General features: G+C 69.8%; 23 protein-coding genes, 1 tRNA gene, 1 other RNA gene and 1 pseudogene. 7 read left to right on the forward strand and 19 right to left on the reverse strand.

Annotation, left to right across the window (positions count from 1 at the left end):
- A pseudogene (locus tag QQJ79_RS03430) lies at positions 1-841 on the forward strand (chromosome segregation protein SMC); the annotation flags it as partial.
- Here the strand turns inward: QQJ79_RS03430 and QQJ79_RS03435 are convergent.
- Both QQJ79_RS03435 and QQJ79_RS03440 read right to left on the reverse strand, forming a co-directional pair.
- Positions 838-1,305 carry a GNAT family N-acetyltransferase gene (locus tag QQJ79_RS03435; protein ID WP_284221134.1) on the reverse strand — a complete coding sequence of 156 codons (468 nt, stop codon included), beginning with the start codon at positions 1,303-1,305 and terminating at the stop codon, positions 838-840. The pseudogene QQJ79_RS03430 and the gene QQJ79_RS03435 sit on opposite strands and share 4 nt — an antisense overlap.
- A 31-nt stretch (positions 1,306-1,336) precedes the next feature.
- Entirely contained in the window at positions 1,337-2,062 is a 726-nt protein-coding gene (locus QQJ79_RS03440) for a WecB/TagA/CpsF family glycosyltransferase (protein WP_284221136.1), read from the reverse strand.
- A gap of 48 nt (positions 2,063-2,110) precedes the next feature.
- On the opposite strand from QQJ79_RS03440, the gene QQJ79_RS03445 reads away from it, so the two are divergent.
- On the forward strand, positions 2,111-2,554 hold the full coding sequence (locus tag QQJ79_RS03445) for a hypothetical protein (protein ID WP_284221137.1): 444 nt from the start codon (positions 2,111-2,113) through the stop codon (positions 2,552-2,554).
- Here QQJ79_RS03445 and murG read toward each other — a convergent pair.
- Genes murG through QQJ79_RS03495 form a run of 10 tightly spaced genes read right to left on the reverse strand, consistent with a single transcriptional unit; the run spans position 2,551 to position 13,755 of the window.
- Positions 2,551-3,639, reverse strand: a complete 1,089-nt coding sequence (murG, locus tag QQJ79_RS03450; RefSeq protein ID WP_284221139.1) for an undecaprenyldiphospho-muramoylpentapeptide beta-N-acetylglucosaminyltransferase — start codon at positions 3,637-3,639, stop codon at positions 2,551-2,553. The two genes, QQJ79_RS03445 and murG, sit on opposite strands and share 4 nt — an antisense overlap.
- Positions 3,636-4,817: an FtsW/RodA/SpoVE family cell cycle protein gene (locus tag QQJ79_RS03455; RefSeq protein ID WP_284221141.1), complete on the reverse strand. Its 1,182-nt coding sequence runs from the start codon at positions 4,815-4,817 to the stop codon at positions 3,636-3,638. The genes murG and QQJ79_RS03455 overlap by 4 nt, the downstream gene beginning before the upstream one ends.
- A gap of 6 nt (positions 4,818-4,823) precedes the next feature.
- Complete coding sequence (murD, locus tag QQJ79_RS03460; protein WP_284221143.1) at positions 4,824-6,215, reverse strand: UDP-N-acetylmuramoyl-L-alanine--D-glutamate ligase; 1,392 nt, start codon at positions 6,213-6,215, stop codon at positions 4,824-4,826.
- A gap of 4 nt (positions 6,216-6,219) precedes the next feature.
- Complete coding sequence (gene mraY, locus QQJ79_RS03465; RefSeq protein WP_284221145.1) at positions 6,220-7,329, reverse strand: phospho-N-acetylmuramoyl-pentapeptide-transferase; 1,110 nt, start codon at positions 7,327-7,329, stop codon at positions 6,220-6,222.
- 9 nt (positions 7,330-7,338) lie between these two features.
- Complete coding sequence (locus tag QQJ79_RS03470) at positions 7,339-8,763, reverse strand: UDP-N-acetylmuramoyl-tripeptide--D-alanyl-D-alanine ligase (protein WP_284221146.1); 1,425 nt, start codon at positions 8,761-8,763, stop codon at positions 7,339-7,341.
- Entirely contained in the window at positions 8,756-10,225 is a 1,470-nt protein-coding gene (locus QQJ79_RS03475) for a UDP-N-acetylmuramoyl-L-alanyl-D-glutamate--2,6-diaminopimelate ligase (protein WP_284221149.1), read from the reverse strand. Before QQJ79_RS03475 ends, QQJ79_RS03470 begins: the two co-directional genes overlap by 8 nt.
- A complete protein-coding gene (locus tag QQJ79_RS03480) occupies positions 10,222-11,958 on the reverse strand; it encodes a peptidoglycan D,D-transpeptidase FtsI family protein (protein ID WP_284221152.1) in 1,737 nt (578 codons plus the stop codon). Before QQJ79_RS03480 ends, QQJ79_RS03475 begins: the two co-directional genes overlap by 4 nt.
- The gene (gene ftsL, locus QQJ79_RS03485) at positions 11,955-12,362 is read right to left on the reverse strand and encodes a cell division protein FtsL (RefSeq protein ID WP_284221155.1); all 408 of its coding nucleotides are present in this window, start codon (positions 12,360-12,362) and stop codon (positions 11,955-11,957) included. Before ftsL ends, QQJ79_RS03480 begins: the two co-directional genes overlap by 4 nt.
- The gene (gene rsmH / locus QQJ79_RS03490) at positions 12,359-13,324 is read right to left on the reverse strand and encodes a 16S rRNA (cytosine(1402)-N(4))-methyltransferase RsmH (RefSeq protein ID WP_284221157.1); all 966 of its coding nucleotides are present in this window, start codon (positions 13,322-13,324) and stop codon (positions 12,359-12,361) included. Before rsmH ends, ftsL begins: the two co-directional genes overlap by 4 nt.
- Positions 13,321-13,755, reverse strand: coding sequence for a division/cell wall cluster transcriptional repressor MraZ (locus QQJ79_RS03495; RefSeq protein ID WP_284221159.1), 435 nt, complete (start codon positions 13,753-13,755; stop codon positions 13,321-13,323). Before QQJ79_RS03495 ends, rsmH begins: the two co-directional genes overlap by 4 nt.
- Positions 13,756-14,074: 319 nt before the next feature.
- Between QQJ79_RS03495 and QQJ79_RS03500 the strand changes: the two genes are divergently transcribed.
- Positions 14,075-14,248, forward strand: coding sequence for a hypothetical protein (locus tag QQJ79_RS03500; RefSeq protein WP_284221160.1), 174 nt, complete (start codon positions 14,075-14,077; stop codon positions 14,246-14,248).
- Positions 14,249-14,415: 167 nt separating this feature from the next.
- On the opposite strand, the gene rnpB is transcribed toward QQJ79_RS03500, so the two are convergent.
- From rnpB to sppA, 4 genes are all read right to left on the reverse strand, one after another.
- Positions 14,416-14,793: RNase P RNA component class A (gene rnpB, locus QQJ79_RS03505), an RNA gene on the reverse strand.
- Between the two features lie 77 nt (positions 14,794-14,870).
- Positions 14,871-15,572: an N-acetylmuramoyl-L-alanine amidase gene (locus tag QQJ79_RS03510; protein ID WP_348521770.1), complete on the reverse strand. Its 702-nt coding sequence runs from the start codon at positions 15,570-15,572 to the stop codon at positions 14,871-14,873.
- 67 nt (positions 15,573-15,639) lie between these two features.
- The gene (locus QQJ79_RS03515) at positions 15,640-15,957 is read right to left on the reverse strand and encodes a hypothetical protein (RefSeq protein WP_284221164.1); all 318 of its coding nucleotides are present in this window, start codon (positions 15,955-15,957) and stop codon (positions 15,640-15,642) included.
- Positions 15,958-16,061: 104 nt separating this feature from the next.
- Positions 16,062-17,843 carry a signal peptide peptidase SppA gene (gene sppA / locus QQJ79_RS03520; RefSeq protein ID WP_284221253.1) on the reverse strand — a complete coding sequence of 594 codons (1,782 nt, stop codon included), beginning with the start codon at positions 17,841-17,843 and terminating at the stop codon, positions 16,062-16,064.
- Positions 17,844-18,066: 223 nt separating this feature from the next.
- Here sppA and panD point away from each other — a divergent pair, with 223 nt between their 5' ends.
- Positions 18,067-18,423, forward strand: a complete 357-nt coding sequence (gene panD, locus QQJ79_RS03525; RefSeq protein ID WP_284221166.1) for an aspartate 1-decarboxylase — start codon at positions 18,067-18,069, stop codon at positions 18,421-18,423.
- A gap of 44 nt (positions 18,424-18,467) precedes the next feature.
- Complete coding sequence (locus tag QQJ79_RS03530) at positions 18,468-18,743, forward strand: hypothetical protein (protein ID WP_284221168.1); 276 nt, start codon at positions 18,468-18,470, stop codon at positions 18,741-18,743.
- A 138-nt stretch (positions 18,744-18,881) separates the two neighbouring features.
- Here the strand turns inward: QQJ79_RS03530 and QQJ79_RS03535 are convergent, their stop codons facing one another.
- Positions 18,882-19,643, reverse strand: coding sequence for an SIMPL domain-containing protein (locus QQJ79_RS03535; RefSeq protein WP_284221170.1), 762 nt, complete (start codon positions 19,641-19,643; stop codon positions 18,882-18,884).
- 211 nt (positions 19,644-19,854) lie between these two features.
- Between QQJ79_RS03535 and QQJ79_RS03540 the strand changes: the two genes are divergently transcribed.
- A tRNA-Ile gene (locus QQJ79_RS03540) sits at positions 19,855-19,930 on the forward strand.
- A 66-nt stretch (positions 19,931-19,996) separates the two neighbouring features.
- On the opposite strand, the gene QQJ79_RS03545 is transcribed toward QQJ79_RS03540, so the two are convergent.
- On the reverse strand, positions 19,997-21,487 hold the full coding sequence (locus QQJ79_RS03545) for a right-handed parallel beta-helix repeat-containing protein (RefSeq protein WP_284221172.1): 1,491 nt from the start codon (positions 21,485-21,487) through the stop codon (positions 19,997-19,999).
- A gap of 13 nt (positions 21,488-21,500) precedes the next feature.
- Entirely contained in the window at positions 21,501-22,985 is a 1,485-nt protein-coding gene (locus tag QQJ79_RS03550) for a tetratricopeptide repeat protein (RefSeq protein ID WP_284221174.1), read from the reverse strand.
- 265 nt (positions 22,986-23,250) lie between these two features.
- Between QQJ79_RS03550 and QQJ79_RS03555 the strand changes: the two genes are divergently transcribed.
- Positions 23,251-23,745 carry a GAF domain-containing protein gene (locus tag QQJ79_RS03555; RefSeq protein ID WP_284221176.1) on the forward strand — a complete coding sequence of 165 codons (495 nt, stop codon included), beginning with the start codon at positions 23,251-23,253 and terminating at the stop codon, positions 23,743-23,745.
- The last annotated feature ends 77 nt before the right edge of the window (positions 23,746-23,822 follow it).

Below are 23,822 nucleotides of genomic sequence, written 5' to 3' on the forward strand. Positions count from 1 at the left end.
GGCGGCGTCGACCGCGCGCGAGGCGCGGGCCGGGCTGGCGGCGCGGTCGGAAGCCGCCGCCGAGCGGCTGGCCGAGACCGAAGCCAATCTGCGCGAAACGGCCCAGATGTCGCCCGAGGAACTGGGCCAGAAACTGACCGACGACGCCATCGCCCGCCCGCCCGACGCTGCCGGGGCGGAGAGCCTGCTGTACGGGCTGGAGCGCGAGCGCGAGGCCCTGGGCGCGGTCAATCTGCTGGCCGAGGAGGAGGCGATCGAATACGGCGACCGGCTCAACACCATGAAGGTCGAGCGCAGCGACCTGACCAGCGCCATCGCCAAACTCCGCGACGGCATCGACGAGCTCAACGCCGAGGGCCGCGAGCGTCTGGTGGCCGCCTTCGACGTCATCAACGACAACTTCAAAAGCCTGTTCGAGGCCCTGTTCGGCGGCGGCCAGGCCGAGCTGAAGCTGGTCGAGAGCGACGATCCGCTCGAGGCCGGGCTGGAAATCTACGCCTGCCCGCCCGGCAAGCGGCTGGCCGTGATGAGCCTGATGTCGGGCGGCGAACAGGCGCTGACCGCCGCGGCCCTGATCTTCGCCGTCTTCCTCGCCAATCCGGCCCCGGTCTGCGTCCTCGACGAGGTCGACGCCCCGCTGGACGACGCCAACGTCGACCGCTTCTGCCGCATGCTCGACGAGATGCGGAAGCGGACGGACACCCGCTTCATCGTCATCACCCACAACCCGGTGACCATGAGCCGCATGGACCGCCTCTACGGCGTGACCATGCCGGAGCGCGGGGTGTCGCAGCTGGTGAGCGTGGACCTGAGCCAGGCGGAAGAGATCGTGGCAGCCTAGGCTGAACCTAGCTTGCGGCTGAAGTGAAAGCCCATGATGTGGAAGCCCTCACGGAAATAGAAGCGATGAGCGCGGTCGCGGTGGACGGCCGAATGGAGCGTGGTCGTCTGACAGTCGAGCGCCGCGGCGCGGGCGTCGAACCAGCGCAGCAGGGCCGCGCCGTAGCCGCGTGAACGGTGGGCTTCGCTGGACACCAGATCCTCGATCTCGAGGCGGCGCCCGCAGTAGGTCGTCTCGAACACCCGCCACAGGCCAATGGCTCGGACCTCGCCTTGGTCGACCAGCTGAACCAGCCGCGCCCCCTCGGAGAACATCCTCTCGATCTGGGTCGGGTAGTCGGCCTCCAGCGCCGGGCGCAGCTGGCGGTGCAGGGCTTCGCCCTCAAGAAGCAGGGACCGTCGCGCGGCGGGATCATCCCCGGACAGGAGCCCGGAGGTGCGGAAGTCGATACGGTCGAAAGACATCAGCCAAGCTTTAGCGAGGCCGCGACGGCATTCAACCCCGACCCAGCACCTCGTGCCGGAGGAACAGGCCGAAGATGGCCGGGCCTTCGATGACATAGCGGCGGAACATGCGGCGGGGCTGGGTCAGCAGCCGGTGCAGCCATTCCAGCGACAGACGCTGGAAGATGCGCGGCGCCCTTTGCTGGCTGCCGGTCAGGAAGTCCACCGAGGCGCCGACGCACAGGGTCACGCCGGTCTTGCGGCCCGCGGCGCGCAGGGCGTGGGCGAACAGCTCCTGTTTCGGGAAGGAGACGCAGGCCAGCAGCACGTCCCACTCGGCCCCGGCGGCATGGCCGACGGCCGCACGCCAGCCGAGCGTGCCGGGGACCAACATCGGCGCCTCGAGGTATTTCAGCGTCTGGCGCGGATAGCGGGCGGCGAGCTCGTTGAAGGCGGCGCGGTCGGGGCCGAAGGCGGCGATGGTCAGGCCTTCGGCGGCGGGACTGGCCAGCAGGTCCGCCGTCATGTCCGAGCCCGGATAGACCGGCAGGGTCACCCCCCGCAGCCGCGCCAGGTGGCTGAGGATACGGCTGTCGCAGATCTTCAGATCCGCGTCGGCATAGACCTCGCGTCCCACCCGCCCGTCCATCAGCTTGACCACATGGTCGACATTGGGCGTCACGACATAGCCATAGGCCCCGCCCGCCATGCCGATCACCCGGGCCAGCATCTGCGGCCGGTCGCCGTCGGCGAAATCGAGGGTCATGAAGCGGGCCATGGCGGCACTCTAGTCGCGTCGCGGTCAATGGACGGTTACGATGGCCGCATGCTTCTGACCCTTCTTTCGCTGCTGTCCGCCGGGCCCGCCCAGCCGCCGCACCGGTTCGTCTTCCTCGGCGCCGGCCGGTTCGCGCAATTCGCCGACATGGCCAGTCTCCGGCCGGAGGGGTCAGGCGGGCGGATCCGTGTTTTCCAGGTGGTCGAGCCGGACTTCCGGGCCGGCGGCGCGGCCTACTGGGGCGGCTGGTCGTGGTGGCGGTTCGACTGCGACGCCAGTCAGGTCGACCGGCTGGACTTCGCCTCGGTGCGCGAGGGCGGAGAGGAAGGCCCGGCCACGCCCGACGCCGCGCCCGCCTATGAGGCCGCACAGGGCGGGGACGCCTTCGAGATCCTGGTCGCCGCCTGCAATCCGGAGGATCAGGGCACTGACGCCGGGACGCTGGAAGAGGCCGTCGCCCACGGCCGCATGAATCTGGCCGCCGGCGGCTAGACCACCGCCGCCTCGACCATGTCCGCCAGCTCCGCGGTCGCATCCGGAAGGGCCGCCGACCGGGCGCCGGCGCTCATCGCCGACAGCCGCGCGGGATCGCTCAGCAGCGTCAGCAGCGCCGCCGTCAACCGCTCGACCGTCGCCTCATCCTCCAGCACCACCTCCGCCCCGCCCGCCTCGGCCAGGCTCGCGGCGTTGAAACGCTGGTGGTCGTCCATGGCGATCTTCAAGGGAATCAGCAGCGACGGCAGGGCCGCCACGGCCAGCTCCGAACAGGTCGAGGCCCCGGCGCGGCCGATGACCAGATGCGTGGTCGCCAGCCGCCGCGCCATGTCGCCGAAGAAGGGCGCGACCTCGGCCTCGATCTCCGCGCCGGCATAGATGGCCCGCGCCGTCTCCAGCATCTCGGGCCGCGACTGCTGCTGCACCCGCAACCGTTTGCGCAGCGGCGCCGGCAGGGCCGCGAAGGCCCGGGGCACGGCCTCGGACAGGATGCGGGCGCCCTGGCTGCCGCCGGTCACCAGCACATGGATCGGCCCGCGCGCGGTCGGGGCGGCGTACGGCCGGTCGAACAGGGCGCGGATGTCGGGGCGCACCGGATTGCCGATCAGGCTCACCCGCGCCTCGACGCCGGGCGGAACCAGCCGCAGGTTCGGAAAGGACGCCGCCACCGCGCCGACATAGGGGCTGAGCCAGCGGTTGGTCCGGCCCAGCACCGAATTCTGCTCATGCAGCAGGGTCGGACGGCCCTGGCTCAGGGCGGCCAGCAGGGCGGGCGCCGACGGATAGCCGCCGAAGCCCACCACCACCGCCGCATCCAGCCGCTTCAGCGCCTTGCGCGCCTTGACCACTCCGCGCGCGATGGCGACGCCGGCCCTGGCCATGCCGACCGGTCCGCGCCCGGTGGCGGCGTCCAGGGCGATCCGCTCCTCGGCCGGAAAGGCCTGGGCGTAGGCCTCGCCGCGATGGTCGGTGGCCAGGACGATCCGCCAGCCGCGCCGCGCCAGCTCGCGCGCCAGCGCCTCGGCCGGGAACATATGGCCGCCGGTGCCCCCGGCGGCGACGACGCAGACCCGGGACGTCACGGCAAGATCCGCCCGCGATCCGGCAGGCTGGCCCCCGGCTCGTAGGCGCCGGGGCGGCGGCGGGTCAAGGCCAGGGCCAGGCCCATGGTCAGCCCCATGGCCAGCATCGAGGAGCCGCCGTAGCTGATGAAGGGCAGGGTCATTCCCTTGGTCGGGATGAGGTTGAGGTTCACGGCGATATTGATGCAGGCCTGCAGGCCGATCAGCATGAACAGCCCCGCCGCCGCCGTCTGTTCGAACGGATCGGTCAGTTTCATCGCCCGCCGCATCCCGCGCACCACGATGAAGGCGTAGAGGCCGATCATGGCCAGCGACAGGATGAGGCCGAACTCCTCCGCCCCGACGGAATAGATGAAGTCGGTGTGCAGGTCGGGCACCGACCGTTTCATCACCCCTTCGCCCACGCCGCGTCCGACCAGGCCGCCGGCGCGGATGGCCTCGGAGGCGCGGTCGATCTGGTGGGTGTCGGCGGTCTCGGGCGAGAAGAAGCGGCTCAGGCGGTCGCGCATGTGGCCGAAGGCGAAATACAGGCCGACCACGCCGCCCGCCCCGGCCGCCGCCAGGGCCGCGACCCACTTCAGCGGCACCCCGGCCATGAAGAAGACGGCCATGAAGGTGGTGGTGATCAGCAGGGTCTGGCCGATATCGGGCTGGATCAGCAGCAGGCCGACGGTCAGGGCCCAGGTTCCGAAGGCGATCGAGACGCCGGGCACGCCCTGCCCCTTCTGCGCCTCGGAGAACATCCAGGCGGCGAAGACGATCAGGCCGGGCTTGGCGAACTCCGACGGCTGCAGGCTGAACGGGCCGAGGTTCACCCAACGCGCCGCCCCCTTCACCTCATTGCCGATGAACGGCAGGGCGGCCATGACCACGATGGCCCCGAGCAGGGCCAGCAGGGCGATCCGGCGCACCCCGCGCGGCGACAGCAGGGAGGCGACCAGCATGGCCCCCGTCCCGCCCGAGGCCCAGACCAGCATCCGCCACGAATAGTGGAACGGGTCCGAGATCGATTCATCGGCCAGAATGGCGGCGGGACTGGAGGCGAAGCTCAGCGCCACGCCGAGACCGATCAGCGTCAGGGCCGCGGCCAGCAGGCCCCGGTCGACCGTCCAGAACCATTTGGCGATCGGGCTCTGGTCGTTGCGCGAAAAGGCGGGGGTGTAGTTGTGCGCGGTCATGGTTCGCTAACCATGACCGGAAGGAATGGCCCCAAGGTTAAGGACGGCGGCGCGGAACGCCTCGCCCCGCGCCTCGAAGTCGGGATACTGGTCGAAACTGGCGGCGGCCGGCGACAGCAGCACCACCTCCTCGCGTCCGGTGGCGGCGGCGGCCTCGGCGGCGGCCTTCACGGCGCTGGCCATGTCGCCGCTGATGCGGTGCGGGGTGTCGCCGAGCCGCGCCGCGAACGGCCCGGCCGCCTCGCCGATCAGGAAGGCCTCGACCACGCGCGGAAAAAGCTCCTCGAGGTCGTCGATGCCGCCCTGTTTGGCGCGTCCGCCCGCGATCCAGAAGCTGCGCTCATAGGACGACAGCGCCTGCCGCGCCGCGTCGGCGTTGGTGGCCTTGGAGTCGTTGATGAAGCGGACGCGGCCCAGACGGCCGACCTCCTCCATGCGATGGGCGAGGCCGGGGAAGGTCAGGAGGCCATTGACGGCCTCATCATGTGGGACGCCGATCGCCCGGGCGGCGACCCAGGCGAAGGCCGCGTTCTGGGCGTTGTGGCGGCCGGGGAGGGAGCGGGCCGCGCGAAGGTCGATTTCCTGTCCGTCGGCCCGGATAGAGCCAGCGGTCGCAAGGACCTTTCCTTCCCCCGCAAGGGGGGAAGAGACAAGGGTAGTGACCTCGACCGCAGTTTTCGCCTGACGCGTCAGGGCGGTCAGGATGTCCTGCCCCCAGTCTTCATCCACCCCGACCAACGACAGCCCCGCGTGGGCGAAAATCCGCGCCTTCGCCGCGACATAGCCCGCCATCCCGCCGTGCCGATCCAGGTGGTCCGGGCTGATGTTGGTCAGGATGGCCACATCCGGCGCGAAGGCGGTCGTCAGGTCCAGCTGGTAGCTCGACACCTCGATCACATAGACGGCGCCGGGTGTCGGGGCCGGCAGGGCCAGGACGCCGATGCCGATGTTGCCGCCGACGTGGACGGTCATGCCCGCCTGTTTCAGCACCCAGCCGATCAGGGCCGTCGTGGTCGACTTGCCGTTGGTGCCGGTGATCGCGACCACCTTCGGCCGCTTGCCCTCCGGCAGGGCCGCGATCGCCCGCGCGAACAGCTCGATGTCGCCGATGACCTCGACGCCCGCCGCCTTCGCCTTGCCGACGGTCCAATGAGGCTTGGGATGGGTCAGGGGCGCGCCCGGCGACAGCACCAGGGCCGCGAACCCCGACCAGTCGGCGCTGGTCAGATCCTCGACCGCGAACCCCTCGGCCTCCGCCTGCATGCGGCTGGAGACGCTGTCGTCCCACAGCACCGGCATGGCCCCGCCGGCCTTCAGGGCGCGCGCGGCCGTCAGTCCCGACCGTCCCAGGCCGAAGACCGCGATGCGCCGCCCTTCGAAACCGGGGACGGGGATCATGCGGCTAGCGCAGCTTCAACGTCGCGAGGCCGGCGAGCGCCAGCATGGCCGAGACGATCCAGAAGCGGATCACCACGGTCGATTCCGGCCAGCCCATCTTCTCGAAATGATGGTGGATCGGGGCCATCAGGAAGATGCGCTTCTTCGTGGCCTTGAAATAGGCGACCTGGATCATGACCGAGGCGGCCTCGATGACGAACAGGCCGCCGACGATGCCCAGCACCAGCTCGTGCTTTGTGGCGACCGCGATGGCCCCCAGCGCGCCGCCCAGAGCCAGCGACCCGGTGTCGCCCATGAATATCTTGGCCGGCGGGGCATTGTACCAGAGGAAACCCGTCCCGGCACCGATGATGGCGGCCAGGAAGATGGCCAGTTCGCCCGCGCCCGGCACGTGGTGGACGCCGAGATAGTCCGAGAAGATGAAGTTGCCGACCAGATAGCTGATGATGCCGAAGGCGCCCGCCGCCATCATCACCGGCACGATGGCCAGGCCGTCGAGGCCGTCGGTCAGGTTCACCGCATTGGAGAAACCGACCATGGTGAAGGCTGCGAACAGGACGTAGAACCAGCCGACGTTGAGCAGAACCTCCTTGAAGAAGGGGAAGGCGATCGAGGTCTCGAGGTTGGGCGAGGTCGGCGACTGGGTCATCCACAGCACCGTCAGCACCCCGGCGATGACCGAGACGACCACCTGGGCCAGCAGCTTCTGCTTCGAGGTCAGCCCGGCCGACGTCTGTTTCGACACCTTGGCGTAGTCGTCGACAAAGCCCAGCAGGCCGAAGGCCGCCGTCACCCCGGACACGATCCAGATATAGGGATTGGTCAGATCGCCCCACAGGAACACCGCCACCGCGATCCCCGCCAGGATCATCAGCCCCCCCATGGTCGGGGTGCCGACCTTGGACAGGTGGGAGACCGGGCCGTCCGAGCGGATGGGCTGGCCCTTGCCCTGTTTGACCCGCATCCAGGCGATGAAGCGGCTGCCCATGGCGACCGCGACGATCATCGCCGTGGCCATGGCCAGCGCCACCCGCACCGTCTGGTACTGGACCAGATTGAGCAGCGGATAGTCCTGGGCGATGTCGGCGTAGTGGAGATAGAGCAGGTAGAACATCTTGCTTCCCTATCGCTCCGCGCGCGGCGCGTCGCTGCTTGAGGGGGATCCCAGCGCCGCCAGGGCCTTGGCCACCAGCGACGCCTTCGATCCGTTTGAACCCTTGACCATGACGATGTCGCCCTTGCCGACCAGCATGGCGGCTTCGGCGGCCAGTTCGGCGGCGGTCTCGCGCCAGAGGCCCTGACGCGAGCCCGGCAGGTCGTCATAGAGCCGTTTCATCTCCGGTCCGGCGGCGTGAACCAGATCGAGGCCGGCGGCGTCGATCGGCCCGGACAGGCCCTCGTGCAGCGCCTCGGACTGATCGCCCAGCTCCAGCATATCGGTCAGCACCACCACCCGGCGGCCGCCTGTAGCCGGCAGCGGCCGCGCGCCGAGGCTGCGGAAACCGGCGGCCATCGACAGCGGATTGGCGTTGTAGCTCTCGTCGATCAGGGTGAAGTCGCCGCCGGGCGCATGGACAACCAGCGTCTGTCCCCGTCCCGCCAGCGGCTGGAACTCGGAAAGCGCGGCCAGGCCGGTGTCCAGCGGCACGTCCAGGGCGTCCAGCATCAGCAGGACGCAGAGGCTGTTCAGGCCCCAGTGGAATCCCGACTGGGCCAGGGGGAAGTCGATGGTCTTGCCGAACAGCTCGGCCCGGACGCGGGCCCCCTCGTCGTTCGGCTGGAAGTCGATCAGCCGGGCGTCGCATCCGGCGGCAGACCCGAAGGTCGCGATCCGCGCTCCGGCCCGGCGAGCGCCCGCATCCAGCACGGCGGCGAAGGCCACGTCCGCATTGAATACCGCCACGCCATTGTCGGCGAGGCCCTCGAAGATGGCCGCCTTTTCGGCCGCCACCCCGGCCTCGCCGTCGGCGAAGGCCTCGATATGCACCGGGCCGACCGTGGTGACGCAGGCCGCGTGCGGCCGCACCATCTTCGACAGCGGGGCGATCTCGCCGGGCGCGTTCATGCCGATCTCGAACACGGCCCGCTCGGTCGTGCGCGGCATGCGCGACAGGGTCAGGGGCACGCCGATATGGTTGTTGTAGCTCTTGATCGAGGCGTGGGATGGCCCCGCAAGGTCCAGCCCCGCCTTGATCGCCTGGGTCACGCTGGTCTTGCCGACCGAGCCGGTGACGGCCCCGCGCCGGGCCGGCGTCCGGTCGCGCGCCGCCATGCCGAGCGCCTCCAGCGCCCGCAGGGTGTCGGCGACGACCACCGACGGCCCGCCCTCGACCGGATGTTCGGTGATCGCTCCCGCCGCGCCCGCGGCAAAGGCGGCGGCGGCGAAGTCGTGGCCGTCCCGCGCGCCCTTCAGCGCCAGGAACAGGTCGCCGGGCGCGATCTCGCGGCTGTTGTAGGTGATGCCGGTCGCTTCGAAGGCCGCGCCCGACAGGGTCCCGCCCGTGGCGGCGGCGATCTCGGCGGAGGTCCAGAGCGGGGTGTCAGGCATGGAGGCGGAGGGCTTCAGCGGCTTCGGTGGCGTCGTCGAACGGATGGGTGATCCCGCCGACGATCTGTCCCTGCTCATGCCCTTTTCCGGCGATGATCACCACATCTCCGTCGCCCATCATTTCGATAGCTTCCCGGATGGCGGCGCGGCGATCGCCGATCTCCCGCGCGGCGGGGCAGGCGGCGCGGACCGCCTTGCGGATGGCGGCCGGGTCTTCGGAGCGGGGATTGTCGTCCGTCACGATGGCGACGTCGGCCAGCCGCCCGGCGATCTCGCCCATCATCGGCCGCTTGGCCCTGTCACGGTCCCCACCGGCGCCGAACACCACGATCAGCCGGCCGGTCGCATGGGGCCGCAGCGCCTTCAGCACCGTCTCCAGCCCATCGGGCGTATGGGCGTAGTCGACATAGACCTCGCCGCGTCCGCTTCCGGGAATGCGCTGCAGCCGTCCCCGGGCGCCGGTGATCGTCTCCAGCCCGGCCAGCACCCGTTCGGGCGTCTCCCCGGCGGCGATGCACAGGCCGGCGGCGACCAGGGCGTTGGACGCCTGGAAGGCTCCGGCCAGCGGCAGCAGCACCTCATGCAGCGAGCCGCGCACGTCGATGGTCAGGCGCTGGCCCTCAGGCACGGCCCGGCGGCCGATCAGCGACAGGTCCCGGCCCCGCTCGCCCACGGCCATCACCCCCAGACCCGACATGATCGAGGCCGCGGCGAAGCTGGAATAGGCGTCGGAGTCGGCGTTCAGCACCGCCGTGCGGCCGCGGGGCAGCAGGGTTTCGAACAGCCGCAGCTTGGCGGCGCGATAGGCGCCCATGTCGCCATGATAGTCGAGATGATCCTGGCTCAGATTGGTGAAGGCCGCGGCCTGCAGGGTCACCCCGTCCAGCCGGCGCTGGTCGATGCCGTGCGAGGACGCCTCGAGCGCCAGATGGGTGACGCCGCTTTCGGCCAGATCGGCCAGCATTCGCGCCGCGTCGGCGGCGTCCGGGCTGGTCAGGCCGGGGCCTGTCAACTCCTGGTTAACGTTACCGTTTTGCGCCAAAACCCCGAGGGTCCCCATGCTTGCGGCATGCAGACCCAGGGCGGCCCAGATCTGGCGGCAGAAGGCGGCGACCGAGGTCTTGCCGTTGGTGCCCGTGACGGCGACGCAGGTCGCCGGCTGGGCGCCGTAGAAGCCGCGCGCGGCGATGGCGTAGGCCCGCCGGACATCGCCCGAGGTGATCAGCAGGGGCGCCAGCCGGGCGTCCGTATCGGCCGGCGCGAGAACCGCGGCGGCGCCCTGCGACAGGGCCTGTGGAATAAAGGCGCGGCCGTCGGCGGCGCTGCCCGGCAGGGCCACGAACAGCGCGCCCGGCGCGACCTTGCGGCTGTCGGCCGTCACGCCCGTGATCATCGGATCGGCGGCCACGTCGCGGCGCAGCAGTTCGGACAGCTTGATCGGGGCGGGCCGGGTCGCGCTCATCGCCCGTCGCCTTCCAGATCCTCGAAGGCCGGGATGCGGTCGCCGAGGGCGGTGCGATAGGGATCGGCCCGCCGCGCCACGCCGAGGAAGCCGGCGATCCGGTCGGCGATCCGCCCCACCGCCGGGGCGGCGACGAAGCCGCCGGTGCGGGGATAGGTCTGGGGCTCGTCGATCAGCACCAGGATCTGGTAACGGCGCGCGTTGACCGGACCGTCGGCGGGGAAGACCCCGGCGAAGGTGCCGACCGCGTGGGCGGTGTTGTACCGGCCGTTGACCGACTTGTTGGCCGAGCCGGTCTTGCCGCCGACCCGCAGGCCGGGCGCCTCGGCCCGGCCGCCCGAGCCGCGCACCACGTTGCGGCGCATCAGGTCCAGCATGGTCAGGGAGGTCTCGGGCGAGACGATCTGGCGGCCCCGCACATCCGGCCGACCGCCCTTGCGCAGGGTCAGGGGAATGAACCGCCCGCCGTTGGTCAGGGCCCCCATGGCCGCGGCCATCTGCATCGGGGTGATCGAGATGCCGTAGCCGAACGACAGCGACGCCAGGGTCGAGTCCGACCATTCGCGCGGCACGATCGGCGCTTCCGACGGAATCTCGAACGGCGCGCGCGACATCAGGCCGAAGCGGTCGAAATAGTCGCGCATGACCCGCGGTCCCATCTCGGTCGACAGGCGCGAGGTGCCGATGTTGGACGAATGGAGATAGACCTCCTCCAGCGTCATCACCTTGTTCTGGGCGTGGAAGTCGGTGATCCGGCGGTTGCCGATCTGCAGCGCCTCGGAGGCGTCGAGCAGGGTGTTCATGTCGGCCCGGCCGGTGTCGATGGCGGCGGCGACGGTGAAGGTCTTGAAAACGGACCCCATCTCATAGGTGGCGGCGGTGGCGAGGTTGCGCGAGTTGGACGCCGGCCAGCTGGCCATGCCCAGGACCTCGCCGGTCTGGACGTCGGTGATGATGCCGACGGCGCCCTTGGCCTGGGTCGCCTCGGCGGTGGCGGCCAGTTCGTTTTCCAGCACGCCCTGGACGCGCAGGTCGATGGAGATCTGGAAGCTTTCGCCCCGGGCCCCGGCGGCTCGAATCTCGTCGTTGAAGGCGCGTTCGGCGGCGGACAGGCCGACCCCGCCGGTATCGACATTGCCGACCACGTGGCGGGCGGACTCGCCGAGGGGATGGACGCGGACGTCCTCGGGCTCGAAGCTGACGCCGCCGAGGGCCAGATTGTGGATCGCCACCTTCTCGCGCGGCGTCAGACGGTTGACCACCAGCAGGCGGCGATCGCCGTAGAGCGCGTTCTGAAGCCGGGTCCTCGACACCCGCGGCAAGGCGCGCCGGATCTGCGCCGCGGCGGCCCGGCGGTCCCAGACCTGGGCCGGATCGATATAGAGACCGTAGTGGACGATGTTGGTGGCCAGCAGGGCCCCGTTGCGGTCGACCATGTCGGCGCGCACCACCGCATTCGGATGGCTTGAGGCCCCGCCGCCGGCGCTTGCGGTCAGCAGGGCCGCATGCACGGCGCCGAGCGTGAGACAGACGAACACGGCGGAAAAGACCGACAGGATGACGAAGATGCGGACCCGGGTGTCTTCCTCGGGGCGGGCGTTGGCGTGGGCGCGGCCGAAGGCATGCTCGACCCACCACATGGCCTCGGTCAGCCAGCGCCAGGACGGCGTGTACCGCCGCACGCCCCACGACGGAGCGGGCCGGGAGCCGGCGTGCGGATCTTGCGCGCTCATCGCTCCACCTCCGCGGCGGCGGGGGCGGGGGCGGCGGGCGGCGTCGGCGCGATGATGACCGGGCGCGGCTCGGGGATCGGGGCCAGGTTCGGCAGGTTCTCGGCCGTGGCCTGACGGTGCACGTCGACCGGACCCAGGCCCGCGCCGCGAGACAGGGCCTCGAGCCGGTTGGGCTGTTCCAGCCGGGCGACCTCGGCGCGCAGCAGGCGGACCCGCTGGCCGTTGTCGCTGATCTGTCGCTCTAGATCCGAGATGCGGGCGCTCTCACGCGCCGCGGCGGCCTTGGCCAGATAGACCGAGAAGACCATGGCCGCGACCAGCAAGACGCCGATGATCTCGATCCAGCGGACGCCGCGAATCTTCCAGGCGTAGAGACGGTTCAGGGTGGCGACGGCCGTATTCATGCGGCGATCCTCCCCCCGAAGGCGCCCCAGGGGGCGGCGTCGGTGCGCACCGCAGCGCGCAGCTTGGCCGAACGGGCGCGGGGATTGTCCGCCCGCTCCGCCTCGCCGGCCTCGCGCGCGCCCTTGAACGACAGGGTGAAGCTGGGCTTGCGGGTCTCGATCGCCACGGGCGCATGGCGCGAACCGCCGGGGGCGTTGCCGGTCCGCTCGGTCAGGAAGGCCTTGACGATGCGGTCCTCGAGCGAATGGAAGGTCACCACCGCCAGCCGCCCCCCGGGCGACAGGGCCGCCTCGGCCGCTTCCAGCCCGGCGCGCAGTTCGCCCAATTCGTCGTTGACGGCGATCCGCAGGGCCTGGAACACGCGGGTCGCCGGATGGATCGGCGCGCCGCGCCGGCCGCCCAGCGCCTTCTCGACCACGGCGGCCAGATCCAGCGTGCGTTCGAACGGCTTCTCCACCCGGCGGCGCAGGATGGCGGTGGCGACGCGCCCCGACTGGCGCTCGTCGCCGTACAGTTTGAAAATATGGGCCAGAGGCCCGTGGTCCCAGGTGTTGACGATGTCAGCGGCGGTTTCGCCTTCGTCGCCCATCCGCATGTCCAGCGGCCCGTCGCGCATGAAGGAAAAGCCGCGCTCGGCCTGGTCCAGCTGCATCGAGGACACGCCGATGTCGAACACCACCCCGTCCAGCCGCGCCTCGCCGCTGTCGGCGAAGGCTTCGGCCAGACCCGAGAACGGCGTGCGCACCAGCCGGAACCGGCCCGGAAAGTCGTTGGCCACCGCGTCGGCATAGGCTTGAACCGTCGGATCGCGGTCCAGCGCGATGACGGTCGCTCCGGCCGCGAGAATCGCGCGGGTGTAGCCGCCGGCGCCGAAGGTGGCGTCGATGATCACATCGCCGGCGCGCGGGGCCAGGGCCTCGATCACTTCGGCCAGCAGGACCGGGGCGTGGGGCGCCGTCATCCGCCCTCCCCGTTCATGACCTGCCGGGCCAGGGCGCGGCGGGCGTCGCGCCGGGCGTTCCAGCGCGCCCGGTCCCAGATCTGGAAGCGCGGGCCCAGGCCGACGATGACCACATCCTCGCCGAGACCGGCGTCCTGGCACAGGCTCTCGGGCAGGGTGATCCGGCCGCCGCCGTCGTACGACAGGGGGCGCTGGCCGGCGTAGAAGGTCTCTTCAAGAGCGGTGCGTTTGTCGCTGCCGAACGGCAGGGCCTCGATGCGGGCGACATATTCGGCCATCAGCCGGTCGCCGCCGGCCTCGAGGCAGTCATCGGCCAGGGCGAAGAAGCAGAAGACGCCGTGCTCGGCGCCATTGTCGGCGGTGCGGAACTCCTGCGGGATCAGCAGGCGTCGCTTTCCGTCCAACTGTTTCTCGTAGGTCGAGAGAAACACGCCCTGCCCCAAACTCGGATCCGTGGATCCGCCCCTCTGATCCCCGTGAACATCCACGCGGCGCAAACCAACCCCGCGCCAAGCCTCTGGGATAGCATGGGATGAACTGGGTCTCAATGGGATTAGTTGACGCCGGTTAACCTCGAATGTGGCGACAACGCCTGTATAGACGTGAACATACACAGAACATTGACAGTATAAACAGGCTGTGGACCAATCCTGCGCCGCATTCAGGGCCAAAGGGTTAACGCCGCGGACCCTGGAGGCGGCCCTGGCCCTAGGAGCCGGAACCCTCTGCGGAGGCGCGAGTTTTCAACCCATGCCGAACAAATCCGCCCCGGACCCGACCAAGCCGATGTCGCCCAAGGCCGTGGACGGCATCGTGGTCGTCAAGGATCCGCCCGAAGCCGCCATGGACCTGACCGCCGACGCGGCGGAGATCTCGGGCCTCCGCCTGATCGACGCCGCCGACAAGGCCCGCAAGCGCTACTAGGCGCTCAGGCGGCGGGCGACCGCGTCGCGACCTCCGATCAGGTCGAAGGGTGACGGTCCGCGCTCAAGCAGTGAGCGACCGCGTCGCGACCCTCCGTCAAATCGAAGGGTGACGGTCCGCGCTCAAGCAGTGAGCGACCGCGTCGCGAGCGTTAGCGCTCCAGAAATTATGTCAGACGGCCTGTAAGCCGGGTTCTGTTCCGCCCGAAGACGGCGACGATCATTCCTCTGGACCGCCGGTCGCCCGACGGTTCTCGCGACCTACCCGGATGCCTCGGGCGGTGAACCCTGCGGCCGAAACCGCGCGACATCCCTATTCGGTCTTGCTCCAGGCGGGGCTTGCCATGCCGTCCCTGTTGCCAGGCACGCGGTGGGCTCTTACCCCACCCTTTCACCCTTCCCTGCCCCGAGGGGCAGGCGGTTTGCTTTCTGTGGCGCTATCCCTCGGGTCGCCCCGGGCGGGTGTTGCCCGCCGCCTCTTCACCGTGGAGCCCGGACTTTCCTCGACGGGAGCATAACCCCCGCCGCGACCGCCCGGCCGTCTGACGGGGGCTAGGTGGGCTTTTCGGGCGGCGGCGTCAACGTTCTCCCTCCCCGCTTCGGGGGAGGGAAACCCTCAAGCCCTAGTCCAAAACCCCCGTCACGCTCTCCGCCGTCGCCAGCTGCAGGACGCCCATCAGGGTCGCGCGCGTCTCGCCGTCGGCGATCCCGTCGACCCGCCCCGGCCGCCAGTGGCGCTGGAAGGCCTCGACGGTCAGCCGGGTCGCCGCGTCATAGGTTCCGCCGGGCGTCAGGGCATAGCCCAGCCGGTGCAGGCCGGCGCGCAACACGATCACGCCCAGCCCCTCGTCCCCCACATTCAGGGGCACGCCGAGGGCCGCGATCCGCTCCGGCGCCGGTTCGAACCACAGACCGTGGCCGACCGAGGCCAGCCGCTTCCACGGAAAGCGTTCTCCGGGATCCTGCTTCCGATCCGGCGCGAGGTCGGAATGACCGATGATGCGGGCGTCGGGGATGGTCCAGCGGGTGCGGATGTCGTTGATGAGGCTGATCACCGCGTCGATCTGCGCCTCGGGGAAGTCGCGATAACCGAACTCATGCCCCGGATTGACGATCTCGATGCCGATGGAGGCGGCGTTGCAGTCGGTCTCGCCCTGCCAGGCTCCCTTGCCCGCGTGCCAGGCGCGGCGTTCCTCGGCCACCAGCCTCAGGATCGACCCGTCCTCATCGACGACATAGTGGGCCGAGACCCTGGCCTCGGGATCACACAGGCGGGCGACGGCCTCGTCGGCGGTCTTCATGCCGGTGTAGTGCAGCACCAGCATGTCGGGCGGCCCGCGGCGGGCGTCGAAATTGGGGGACGGGACGTCCTTCACGGTCAGCACGGCGCGCTTACCGGCCCGGTCGCTCCCAGCCGTAGGCGACCCAGGCGCCATCGACCTTGCGGGCCTCGATGACGTCGTCGGCGCGGCGGGTGCGGATCACGGCCTTGCGGCGCGCGCCCATGGCCAGGCCGGCGAAGAAGACCAGAACCGCGGCGAACAGGGCGATGACGGCCACGGCGACGGCGGTGAAGACCGCCAGGACGGCGCCCACGGCCATGGCGAGCAGGGTCGCGATCACGCCGCCCAGCCACATCACCGGCGCCAGCAGTCCGCTCGACGGACGGCGCGCGGACGGGCCGAAGATCAGACGGTCGGACTGGGTCATCAAATCACCTTCGCAGACGCTGGAAGAACAACGTCGAACTCTCAATGTCGGTCCACACGGGTGAACGGTCAATGACCGGCCCCTTCACAGGCGAGTGTTCCGTTTCAATACGGCTGGTCCGCCAGCACCGAAGCGCCGGAGGCCCGGGCCCGCTCGGTCTGGATGCGGCGAACGGTCGCCTCCGCCGCCGGGTCGTTCATGACCCCGCCGATGCCCACCAGCACACGCGCCGCCTCGCCCGAGACGCCAAACGCCTCCGACAGGGCCTCGAACGGCGACCGCGCTTCGGGATAGCGTTTGAACCGCACGGAATCCCCGGCCGGAATGCGGGCCAGTTCGCGCGCCTTGCCGATGGCCTCCTCCAGTCCGCCGAGCTGGTCGACCAGGCCGATCTGTCTGGCCTGCGCGCCGGTCCAGACGCGGCCGCGGGCGATTTCGCGCACCCGGGCGGGCGGCAGGCGGCGACCGGTCGCGACGCGGGCGATGAACTCTTCATAGGTGCGGTCGATCTGGGCCGCGAAGGCCGCGCGCTGGGCCGGACTGAAGTCCTGCGCGGGCGAGAAGGCGTCGGCATAGTCCCCGCCGATCGACAGATTGCGCATGTCGACGCCGAACCGGCCGAGGGCGTCGGCGAGCACGAATTTCCCGCCATAGACCCCGATGGAGCCCGTCAGGGTCGAGGGCTGGGCCACGATCCAGTTGGCTTCCGAGCTGATCCAGTAGCCGCCCGAAGCAGCGTAGTCGCCCATGGACACCACCACCGGCTTGCCCGCCGCCTTGGCCGCGCGCACCGCCGCCAGGATCTGTTCCGAGGCTTCCGGCGACCCGCCGGGCGAGGAGACGCGGAAGACGATGGCCTTGACGCTGTCGTCCTCGATGGCGTCGTAGAGGGCCTCCGCCAGATCATCCGACATGATCGAGGAGCCGCCGCCGAACGGGTCGGCGCCGCCGCCGGTGCCCGTCATGATGGCGCCCTCGCCGCCGACGATGGCGATGGCGTTGCGGCCCGACCCGCCGCGCTCGCCCTGCGACGAGGCGTAGTCGGAGAATTCCATGATCTCGGCGTTGCGGCCGGCCCGGCGCTTCGCCTCGGCCTCGGCCTCCTCGACCTGGCCGATCTTGTCGATCAGACGCCGCTGCAGCGCCTGCGCCGACGAATGCGGCCCGGCTTCAATGGCCGCCCGCAGGGCTGCGGGAGTGGTCTTCCGGTCCTGCGCCGCATTGGCCAGGGCCGAGGTGTAGATCGACGTCATCCAGGCCGACATCGCCTCGCGGTGGGCCGGGGTGAAGTCGCTCTGGGTGAATTCGTTGACCGCGTTCTTGTATTCGTAGCGCTGCTCGAACTCGGCGTTGACGCCGTATTTGTCGAAGGCCCGACCCAGGAAGATGCTCTCGGCCGAGAAGCCCGCCAGCTGGAAACCGGCGGTGTTCTGCATCCACAGCTCGGAGGCAGAGGCCCCGATCATATAGCTGGAGACCGTGGCGCCGACCGGCTGGAAGCCCTGGCTGTGGGCGAGGACGACCTTGCCCGAGGCGCGGAAGCGGCGAATCGCCTGGCGAATCTCGTCGGCAGCGGCCGGGGTGATCCCCGCCTCCGGCAGGCGGATCAGCAGAACCTTGACCCGGTCGTCATCCTCGGCCTGGGCCAGGGTGTCGACGATCTGCAGGGTCGACAGGCCCGACCCGCCGAAGACGGCGAACGGATTGTTCGGGGCCTGATCGGTCACCCCCTCACGCAGGTCGAGCTCCAGCACCGTATTGCGCGGGGTCGGCTCCTCGGACGACGCCGCGCCGATCGCGATGACGATGAAGATGAACGGCACCACCACCAGGAAGAGGAACATCCCGGCGAAGACGCCGAGCATGGTCAGGAAAAATTGCTTCATGGCGAGGGGAGTCGTCCGGAGCACGGGCCGGGTCATGGCCACATTTTGACCATAGGGCGGCAAGCCCCGCCGTCAAATGAACGTCCCGTAACGCGCGAGCCGCGGCGCAACATCGGATGCTGCGTTGCAACGACAACGATTGATGGTCGGTCCCGAAACCCCTATATGAGCGATCTGCGAGCGGGGGCCGAACGCCCCGCGTCACATCCGGACCGCACTCCCCATGCTGGTCACCCTGATGAAGGCCAAGCTGCACCGCGCGACGGTGACCCAGGCCGACCTCGACTATGAAGGCTCGATCGCCATCGACGCCGACCTGCTGGACGCCGCGGGCATCTTTCCGCACGAGCAGGTCGATGTGCTGAACATCACCAACGGCGCGCGTTTCACGACCTACGCCATCGAGGCCCCGCGCGGCTCGCGCGTCATCGGCGTCAACGGCGCCGCCGCCCGTCTGGTGCAGAAGAACGACAAGGTCATCGTCGTGACCTACGGCCAGATGCCGCAGGAAGAAGCCCGCCAATGGTCGCCGGCCGTGGTGCTGCTGGACGACAACAACGAGATCAAGCGCGCGGCTTGACGGCGGCCGGGTTCCGGCCTCCCCTCCGAATCCGGAGGATGATTATGGATCGCACCATTCGCGCCGCCCGCTGGTCCCTGTACGGAGCCTTCGTGCTCGCCTCTGTCGTCTCCACAATGCTCGCCCTGCCGGTCGGGCTGGCGGCCCTCGGCATGGAGCCGAACCAGGTGACCTTCCTGCCCCTCTCCGTCACCGGCCTGCCCTGGAGCGCGCCCCTGTTCTGGATGGAGCTGGATTCCGTCACCCGTCTGGCGATCGCCCTGGTCTCGAACGTGCTGAACCTGGCGCTGGGCCTGATGCTGGCGCGCGGGTCGGACTGAACGACGGCTGGTGGCTGGTGGCTGGTGGCTAGTGGCCAGTGTCGCATTCGACCGCCGTGGAAATTGCTGATGGGCAGCCCCGGCGCCGGCGCTGCCCACCAATCACTAGCCACTGGCCACTGGCCACTCAGAACCGCGTCAGCGGTTCAGATCATACACGCCCGTGATGTCGATCCGCACCGTCAGCTGGCCGGCGGCGACCGGCGTGGAGCCGGCGTCCATGGCCATTTCGGCGCGGGCGTACTGCAGCATCGGCTGCGGGGGCGAATAGCCGCCGCCTTCCGACAGCGAGCGGATGCCGCCCAGCTCCACGCCGAGCGCCTGGGCGTAGAGCGCCGCCTTGGCCTGCAGATTGCGCACGGCGATCTGCCGGGCCTGGTTCTCGGCGGCCGTCGGATCCTTGAGACCGAAGCCGATGCCGTTGATCTGGTTGACGCCGGCCGCGACCACGGCGTCGGCCGTCGTCCCGACCTTCGTCAGATCGTTGATGATCACCGTCACCTGGTTCGAGGCCTGATAGCCGCGCAGCCGCGGCGGCTCGTTCTGGACGTAGTCATACTGGGCCGACAGGTTCAGGCCCGAGGTCTGGACGTCGCGGGCCTCGATGCCGGCCCGGCGCAGGGCGGCCATGACCTGGTTCATCCGCGCGGCGTTCAGGCTCATCGCCTCGGCGGCCGTGGTCGCCTCTGTGACCACGCCGAAGCTGATGGTGGCCATGTCCGGCGCGATCTTGACCTCGCCATAGGCCGACAGGTTGAGCGCCGGCCGTTCGGCCATGGCGTGGATCATCATCGGCGCGCCGCCGGCCGGCTGCGACTGGGCCATGGCGGCGGGCGCGCCCAGGGCGACGGCGGCCATCAGGGCGCCGCCCAGCATCATCGCACGTGTGTTGCGGGTCATGTCGGTAGTCTCCAGTGAACGGGAACGATCCATCCGGCGCCGACCATGCCGGTGAGCCGTGGCCTAACCTTGGCCGTTTGTAGCTGAATGAACGCGCGAACAGCCATGGCAGGTTCCGTTCATCAGCGTGAAATCGCCGACAGGGTGGCGGGGCGAGGATGGCCCTTGGCAATGCGCCGGGCAGGCTGCTAGGCCGAGCCGTCGTCCCGGAGGGCGCGTAGCTCAATGGTTAGAGCCGACCGCTCATAACGGTCTGGTTGGGGGTTCGAGTCCCTCCGCGCCTACCACCTCGCGAAAACGGCCCCGACGCGCCGCGCCGGGACCGTCTTCGGGGAGACTGACCGCTCCGGCGATCAGCGGCTGAACAGGCCCCCGCCGCCGCGCCAGCGGTTGTCGCCGCGATAGCGTTCGTCGCGCACGTAGCGGCCGTCGCGGGTGTAGTAGCCGATGCCGCTCTGATACTCGCGATAGCCTTCCAGCTGATAGCCGTCGTCCTGGTAGGGCAGGCCCAGCAGGCCGTCCTCGTTTTCCCACCAGTTCTGCGGATAGGCGCCGTACATGCATTCCCAGCCGTCGCCGCCCCGCCAGTAGGGCTCGTAGCGGCCGCGATAGCGGTCGCGGAACTGGGCGCGGCACAGATACTGCGACCAGACCCGGTTGCCGCTGGCTTCGACGGTGGCGCGGTTCTCGGCGTAGATCACCTCGCGTACGCCGGAGAAGACGTTGTTGACCACCACCGCATGTCCCGAGGCGGCGGCGACGCCGACCTCGCTCGCCCGGACCCGGCTGTTGGAAAGGTTCAGTTCGCCGTTGTAGAGCACCACGCCCTTGTCCGAGCGGCCGATGCGGCTGTTGGTGATCGCGACCGAGGCCCCTTCGATGGCCACGCCCTCGACATAGCCGAGGACGGCGGTGTTCTCGATCTCGACCCGGCCGTATTCGCGGCCCGACCGGATGACGATCCCGATCGAGCGCGGACCGAAGGCGTTGGGCGCGCCCGTGCCCTTGAGGGTGACGTTGGTCAGCCGGGATGTCTGGCCGACGCCGGGGACCATTTCCAGCCCGGACTGTGCGCCGGTGACCGCCAGCTCATGGGCGGTCAGCACCGCCCCGTCAGCGACGATGGCCGGGGCGATGGTCTGGGCGTCGATGATGGTGTTGCGAATGTCGACCAGGCCGCCGTCGGCATAGATGGCGGCTTCGTCGCCCGCATGGCGGAAACCGACCCGGTTCAGCACGATTTCGGCCCCGTAGCCGACGATGCAGGCGGCGTCGCCCGCGCGCGGCGAGGCGAACACCATGTCGCGGATCTCGACCCGCACCCCCTGCGCCACGGTCATACAGGGCAGGCCGTCGGGCGCCATCAGGGTCGGCGCCGGATTGCTGCCCCAGTCACGCGGATCGAAGCCGCCCTCGCCGATGATGGTCAGCGGCTTGTCGACATTCAGCCAGCCGACGCAGGCGCCGCCGCGGGCGCGAATGACCAGGGTGCCGCCGGGGCGCACCCGGCGCACGGCGTCCTCGACCGCCCCGGTGCCGGGGTTGCCGCCGCAGTCGATCAGTACGATCTCCTCGCCGCCGGGCCGCAGGGGACCCGGCCGCCAGTCAGGCCGGTGCTGGCCGTAGTCATAGCGGCGATGCTGAGAACGGCGACTGCGCGAGCCGCGCGTCGGGGGGTCCAGCAGGACGCCGAAATTCGGACGTGTCTGGCTTTCGACCTTGGCGGCGACCTGGGCGTGGGCGGGCCCGTCGCCCATGGCGAAGGCGGTGACGGCCACGGCGATGGCGGCGACGCCGCCGATCAGGCCGAGGAGCGTGCGGTGCGAGGTGCGGTGGGTGATCATGCTTCCGCCCTCCTTAGCGGCGCTGCTGCGAACGGGAGACCTGGGCCAGCACCGCCTGCAGGCGGCCGGCCGAGGGACCGAAACCGGACAGGGCGGAGTCGATGCGCAGGGCCACGGCCTGGGCCTTGTCCTGGTCCGCCACGCCCGCGACGCCGAGCGCGAAATAGCTCGACATGGCGAATTTGGCCTCGGGGCTGCCCTGACGCGCGGCCTCTTCGAACCATTTGAAGGCGCGGGCGTAGTCGGCGGGCAGGCCGACGCCCTCGGCGTACATCACCGCCAGCACCAGCTGGGCTTCCGACGAGCCGTTGATGGCGGCCATCTGGATGGCGCGAACGCGTTCCAGATAGGACAGCCGGCCCTCCATCGGATGGCCCAGCATGGCCTCCAGGGTCTCGATCTGGCGCTTGGACAGGTCTTCCGGCCGGTTGGCGACCGTATCGGAGATCCCGAGATACCGCAGGGCCCGGCCGACGTGCAGGAACGGCAGTTCGCTCCCCATCCGGCCCAGCGCATATTCATAGGCGTCGCCGCGCGGACGGCTCTCGTCCGAGAAGGGCACGCCCGACTGGGGCGCGGTGTTGGGATAGAATTCGAACGGCGGCGTCCACTGCCGGGCCTTGGTCTCGACGAACCGCTGATAGGTGTCGCGGCTCGGGGCGGAGCGCTCGAAATCCCTCAGCAGGACATAGGCCCCGACATCGCCGGTCTGCACCGCGAGGTAGTTGTACAGGTAGGCGTCGACGTCGTTGCGCTGGAACAGGTTGGTCGCCGAGTAGTAGCCGCGGCGGTTGCGATCGCGGCTGTTGCCGCCGGGGTTGCGGCCCCAGGCTTCGCGGGCCTCGCGATTGTCCTCGGGCTCTCCGAAGGGGCCGTAGAGGCCGTCGTGCAGCCGCGCCAGGGTGCGGTAGCCATGGGCGTCCTGGGTCGAGAGCACATAGATGACGCGGTCGCGCACCGCCTCCTGCTCTTCGCGGGTCATCTGGCCCAGCTGGCGGTCCAGCCGCTGATAGGCCGTGTGCCGCTCCCAGGCGCGGCAGTCGTCGTATTTGGACAGGGGCCGCCAGCCGCCGAACCCGCCGCGGTCCACGCGATTGATCGGGGCGTAGCCCTCGTCATTGGCCAGCGCCATGGCGTACCAGGTGGCGCTTTCGATCGGGTCCTCGATGTTCTTGTCGGTCGCCCGGATGGCCGCATAGCGCCCGCCGAGCTCCAGCTGGGCGAAAAAGTCGCCGCGGAAGGCGGCGCGGCGCAGGGCGCGCAGGCCGGTTTCCTGGGCGTTGAATTCGGATCCGGTGAGCGACGCGGGCCGCGGGCAGGCGTTGGAGGCCGCGTCGTTGCGCTGCCAGAACTGCATGCCCCCGCCATTGCCGTTGCCGCACGAGACCATGCCGAGCGCGGTCAGGGCCAGCACGCCGGCGACCGCTGCGATGGCGACGGGACCGCGGCCCCGACCGAAACGGGAGCCGCCTTCCTGGTTGGATCGACCCTCGCTCATACTCCCCCTCGCACGACTAAAACGGGCAGCCCCCCGCCCATTGCGCCTACTTTGCGCGAGCGTGACAGTCCGGCCCCGTTAACCTTCTGTCAAGGTAAACGCTGGTTTGCGATAAAGCGTTGCCGCATAGCGGCCTTTTTGTGACCCGTGGATAGTTTTCCACGGGAATCAGCGGGTTGCGCACTCGCCCGTGAGGGGAATCAGACCGCTCGCCAGTCGGCCGAAGGCTTCCTATATGGGGCGACCGGACTCCTGGAGCACCCCGATGGCCTATGCCGCCCGTGATGATCGTCCCGCCGACAAGGCCGCCCGCTATGCCGAGGTCGAGGCTGAAATCCTGGCCGTCCTGGACGGCGAGCCCAACCGGACCGCGCGTATGGCCACGGTCGCCTCCATGCTGGCCGACGCCTTTCCCGCCTTCTTCTGGACCGGCTTCTACGTCGTCGACCCGGACAAGGCCGGCGAACTGGTGGTCGGGCCGTACCAGGGGACCCTCGGCTGTCTGAGGATCGCCTTCGGCCGCGGCGTCTGCGGCGCGGCGGCGAAGGACCGGGCGACGCAGATCGTCGAGGACGTCCACGCCTTCCCCGGCCACATCGCCTGCGACAGCCGCTCGGCCAGCGAGATCGTGGTTCCGGTGTTTGACGCTTCGGGCGCCCTGATCGCTGTTTTCGATGTTGACGCCACGGTCACGTCCGCTTTTGACGCCGTGGACGCCCATGCTCTCGAACGGCTGATGGCCAGGGTGTTCGCCGCCTGACAGCCGTCGACCGGCTTCGTCCGGGCCTGGTTTCAGACTATTCAGACGATTCAGACCGCCTTTTTCCCGGAGCCCGA

It is taken from the genome of Brevundimonas denitrificans, assembly GCF_030160755.1.
Lineage (GTDB): Bacteria > Pseudomonadota > Alphaproteobacteria > Caulobacterales > Caulobacteraceae > Brevundimonas > Brevundimonas denitrificans.

What these genes read in the sequence shown, in the direction of transcription:
- panD (WP_284221166.1), top strand. Translation starts at nt 18,067, where the DNA reads ATGCTGGTCACCCTGATGAAGGCCAAGCTGCACCGCGCGACGGTGACC.
- QQJ79_RS03535 (WP_284221170.1), bottom strand. Translation starts at nt 19,643, where the DNA reads ATGACCCGCAACACACGTGCGATGATGCTGGGCGGCGCCCTGATGGCC.
- QQJ79_RS03515 (WP_284221164.1), bottom strand. Translation starts at nt 15,957, where the DNA reads ATGACCCAGTCCGACCGTCTGATCTTCGGCCCGTCCGCGCGCCGTCCG.
- QQJ79_RS03530 (WP_284221168.1), top strand. Translation starts at nt 18,468, where the DNA reads ATGGATCGCACCATTCGCGCCGCCCGCTGGTCCCTGTACGGAGCCTTC.
- QQJ79_RS03500 (WP_284221160.1), top strand. Translation starts at nt 14,075, where the DNA reads ATGCCGAACAAATCCGCCCCGGACCCGACCAAGCCGATGTCGCCCAAG.
- QQJ79_RS03510 (WP_348521770.1), bottom strand. Translation starts at nt 15,572, where the DNA reads ATGCTGGTGCTGCACTACACCGGCATGAAGACCGCCGACGAGGCCGTC.
- rsmH (WP_284221157.1), bottom strand. Translation starts at nt 13,324, where the DNA reads ATGACGGCGCCCCACGCCCCGGTCCTGCTGGCCGAAGTGATCGAGGCC.
- sppA (WP_284221253.1), bottom strand. Translation starts at nt 17,843, where the DNA reads ATGAAGCAATTTTTCCTGACCATGCTCGGCGTCTTCGCCGGGATGTTC.
- QQJ79_RS03445 (WP_284221137.1), top strand. Translation starts at nt 2,111, where the DNA reads ATGCTTCTGACCCTTCTTTCGCTGCTGTCCGCCGGGCCCGCCCAGCCG.
- QQJ79_RS03545 (WP_284221172.1), bottom strand. Translation starts at nt 21,487, where the DNA reads ATGATCACCCACCGCACCTCGCACCGCACGCTCCTCGGCCTGATCGGC.
- ftsL (WP_284221155.1), bottom strand. Translation starts at nt 12,362, where the DNA reads ATGAATACGGCCGTCGCCACCCTGAACCGTCTCTACGCCTGGAAGATT.
- murD (WP_284221143.1), bottom strand. Translation starts at nt 6,215, where the DNA reads ATGATCCCCGTCCCCGGTTTCGAAGGGCGGCGCATCGCGGTCTTCGGC.
- QQJ79_RS03555 (WP_284221176.1), top strand. Translation starts at nt 23,251, where the DNA reads ATGGCCTATGCCGCCCGTGATGATCGTCCCGCCGACAAGGCCGCCCGC.
- QQJ79_RS03455 (WP_284221141.1), bottom strand. Translation starts at nt 4,817, where the DNA reads ATGACCGCGCACAACTACACCCCCGCCTTTTCGCGCAACGACCAGAGC.
- QQJ79_RS03550 (WP_284221174.1), bottom strand. Translation starts at nt 22,985, where the DNA reads ATGAGCGAGGGTCGATCCAACCAGGAAGGCGGCTCCCGTTTCGGTCGG.
- QQJ79_RS03470 (WP_284221146.1), bottom strand. Translation starts at nt 8,763, where the DNA reads ATGCCTGACACCCCGCTCTGGACCTCCGCCGAGATCGCCGCCGCCACG.
- QQJ79_RS03440 (WP_284221136.1), bottom strand. Translation starts at nt 2,062, where the DNA reads ATGGCCCGCTTCATGACCCTCGATTTCGCCGACGGCGACCGGCCGCAG.
- mraY (WP_284221145.1), bottom strand. Translation starts at nt 7,329, where the DNA reads ATGTTCTACCTGCTCTATCTCCACTACGCCGACATCGCCCAGGACTAT.
- QQJ79_RS03480 (WP_284221152.1), bottom strand. Translation starts at nt 11,958, where the DNA reads ATGAGCGCGCAAGATCCGCACGCCGGCTCCCGGCCCGCTCCGTCGTGG.
- QQJ79_RS03435 (WP_284221134.1), bottom strand. Translation starts at nt 1,305, where the DNA reads ATGTCTTTCGACCGTATCGACTTCCGCACCTCCGGGCTCCTGTCCGGG.
- QQJ79_RS03475 (WP_284221149.1), bottom strand. Translation starts at nt 10,225, where the DNA reads ATGAGCGCGACCCGGCCCGCCCCGATCAAGCTGTCCGAACTGCTGCGC.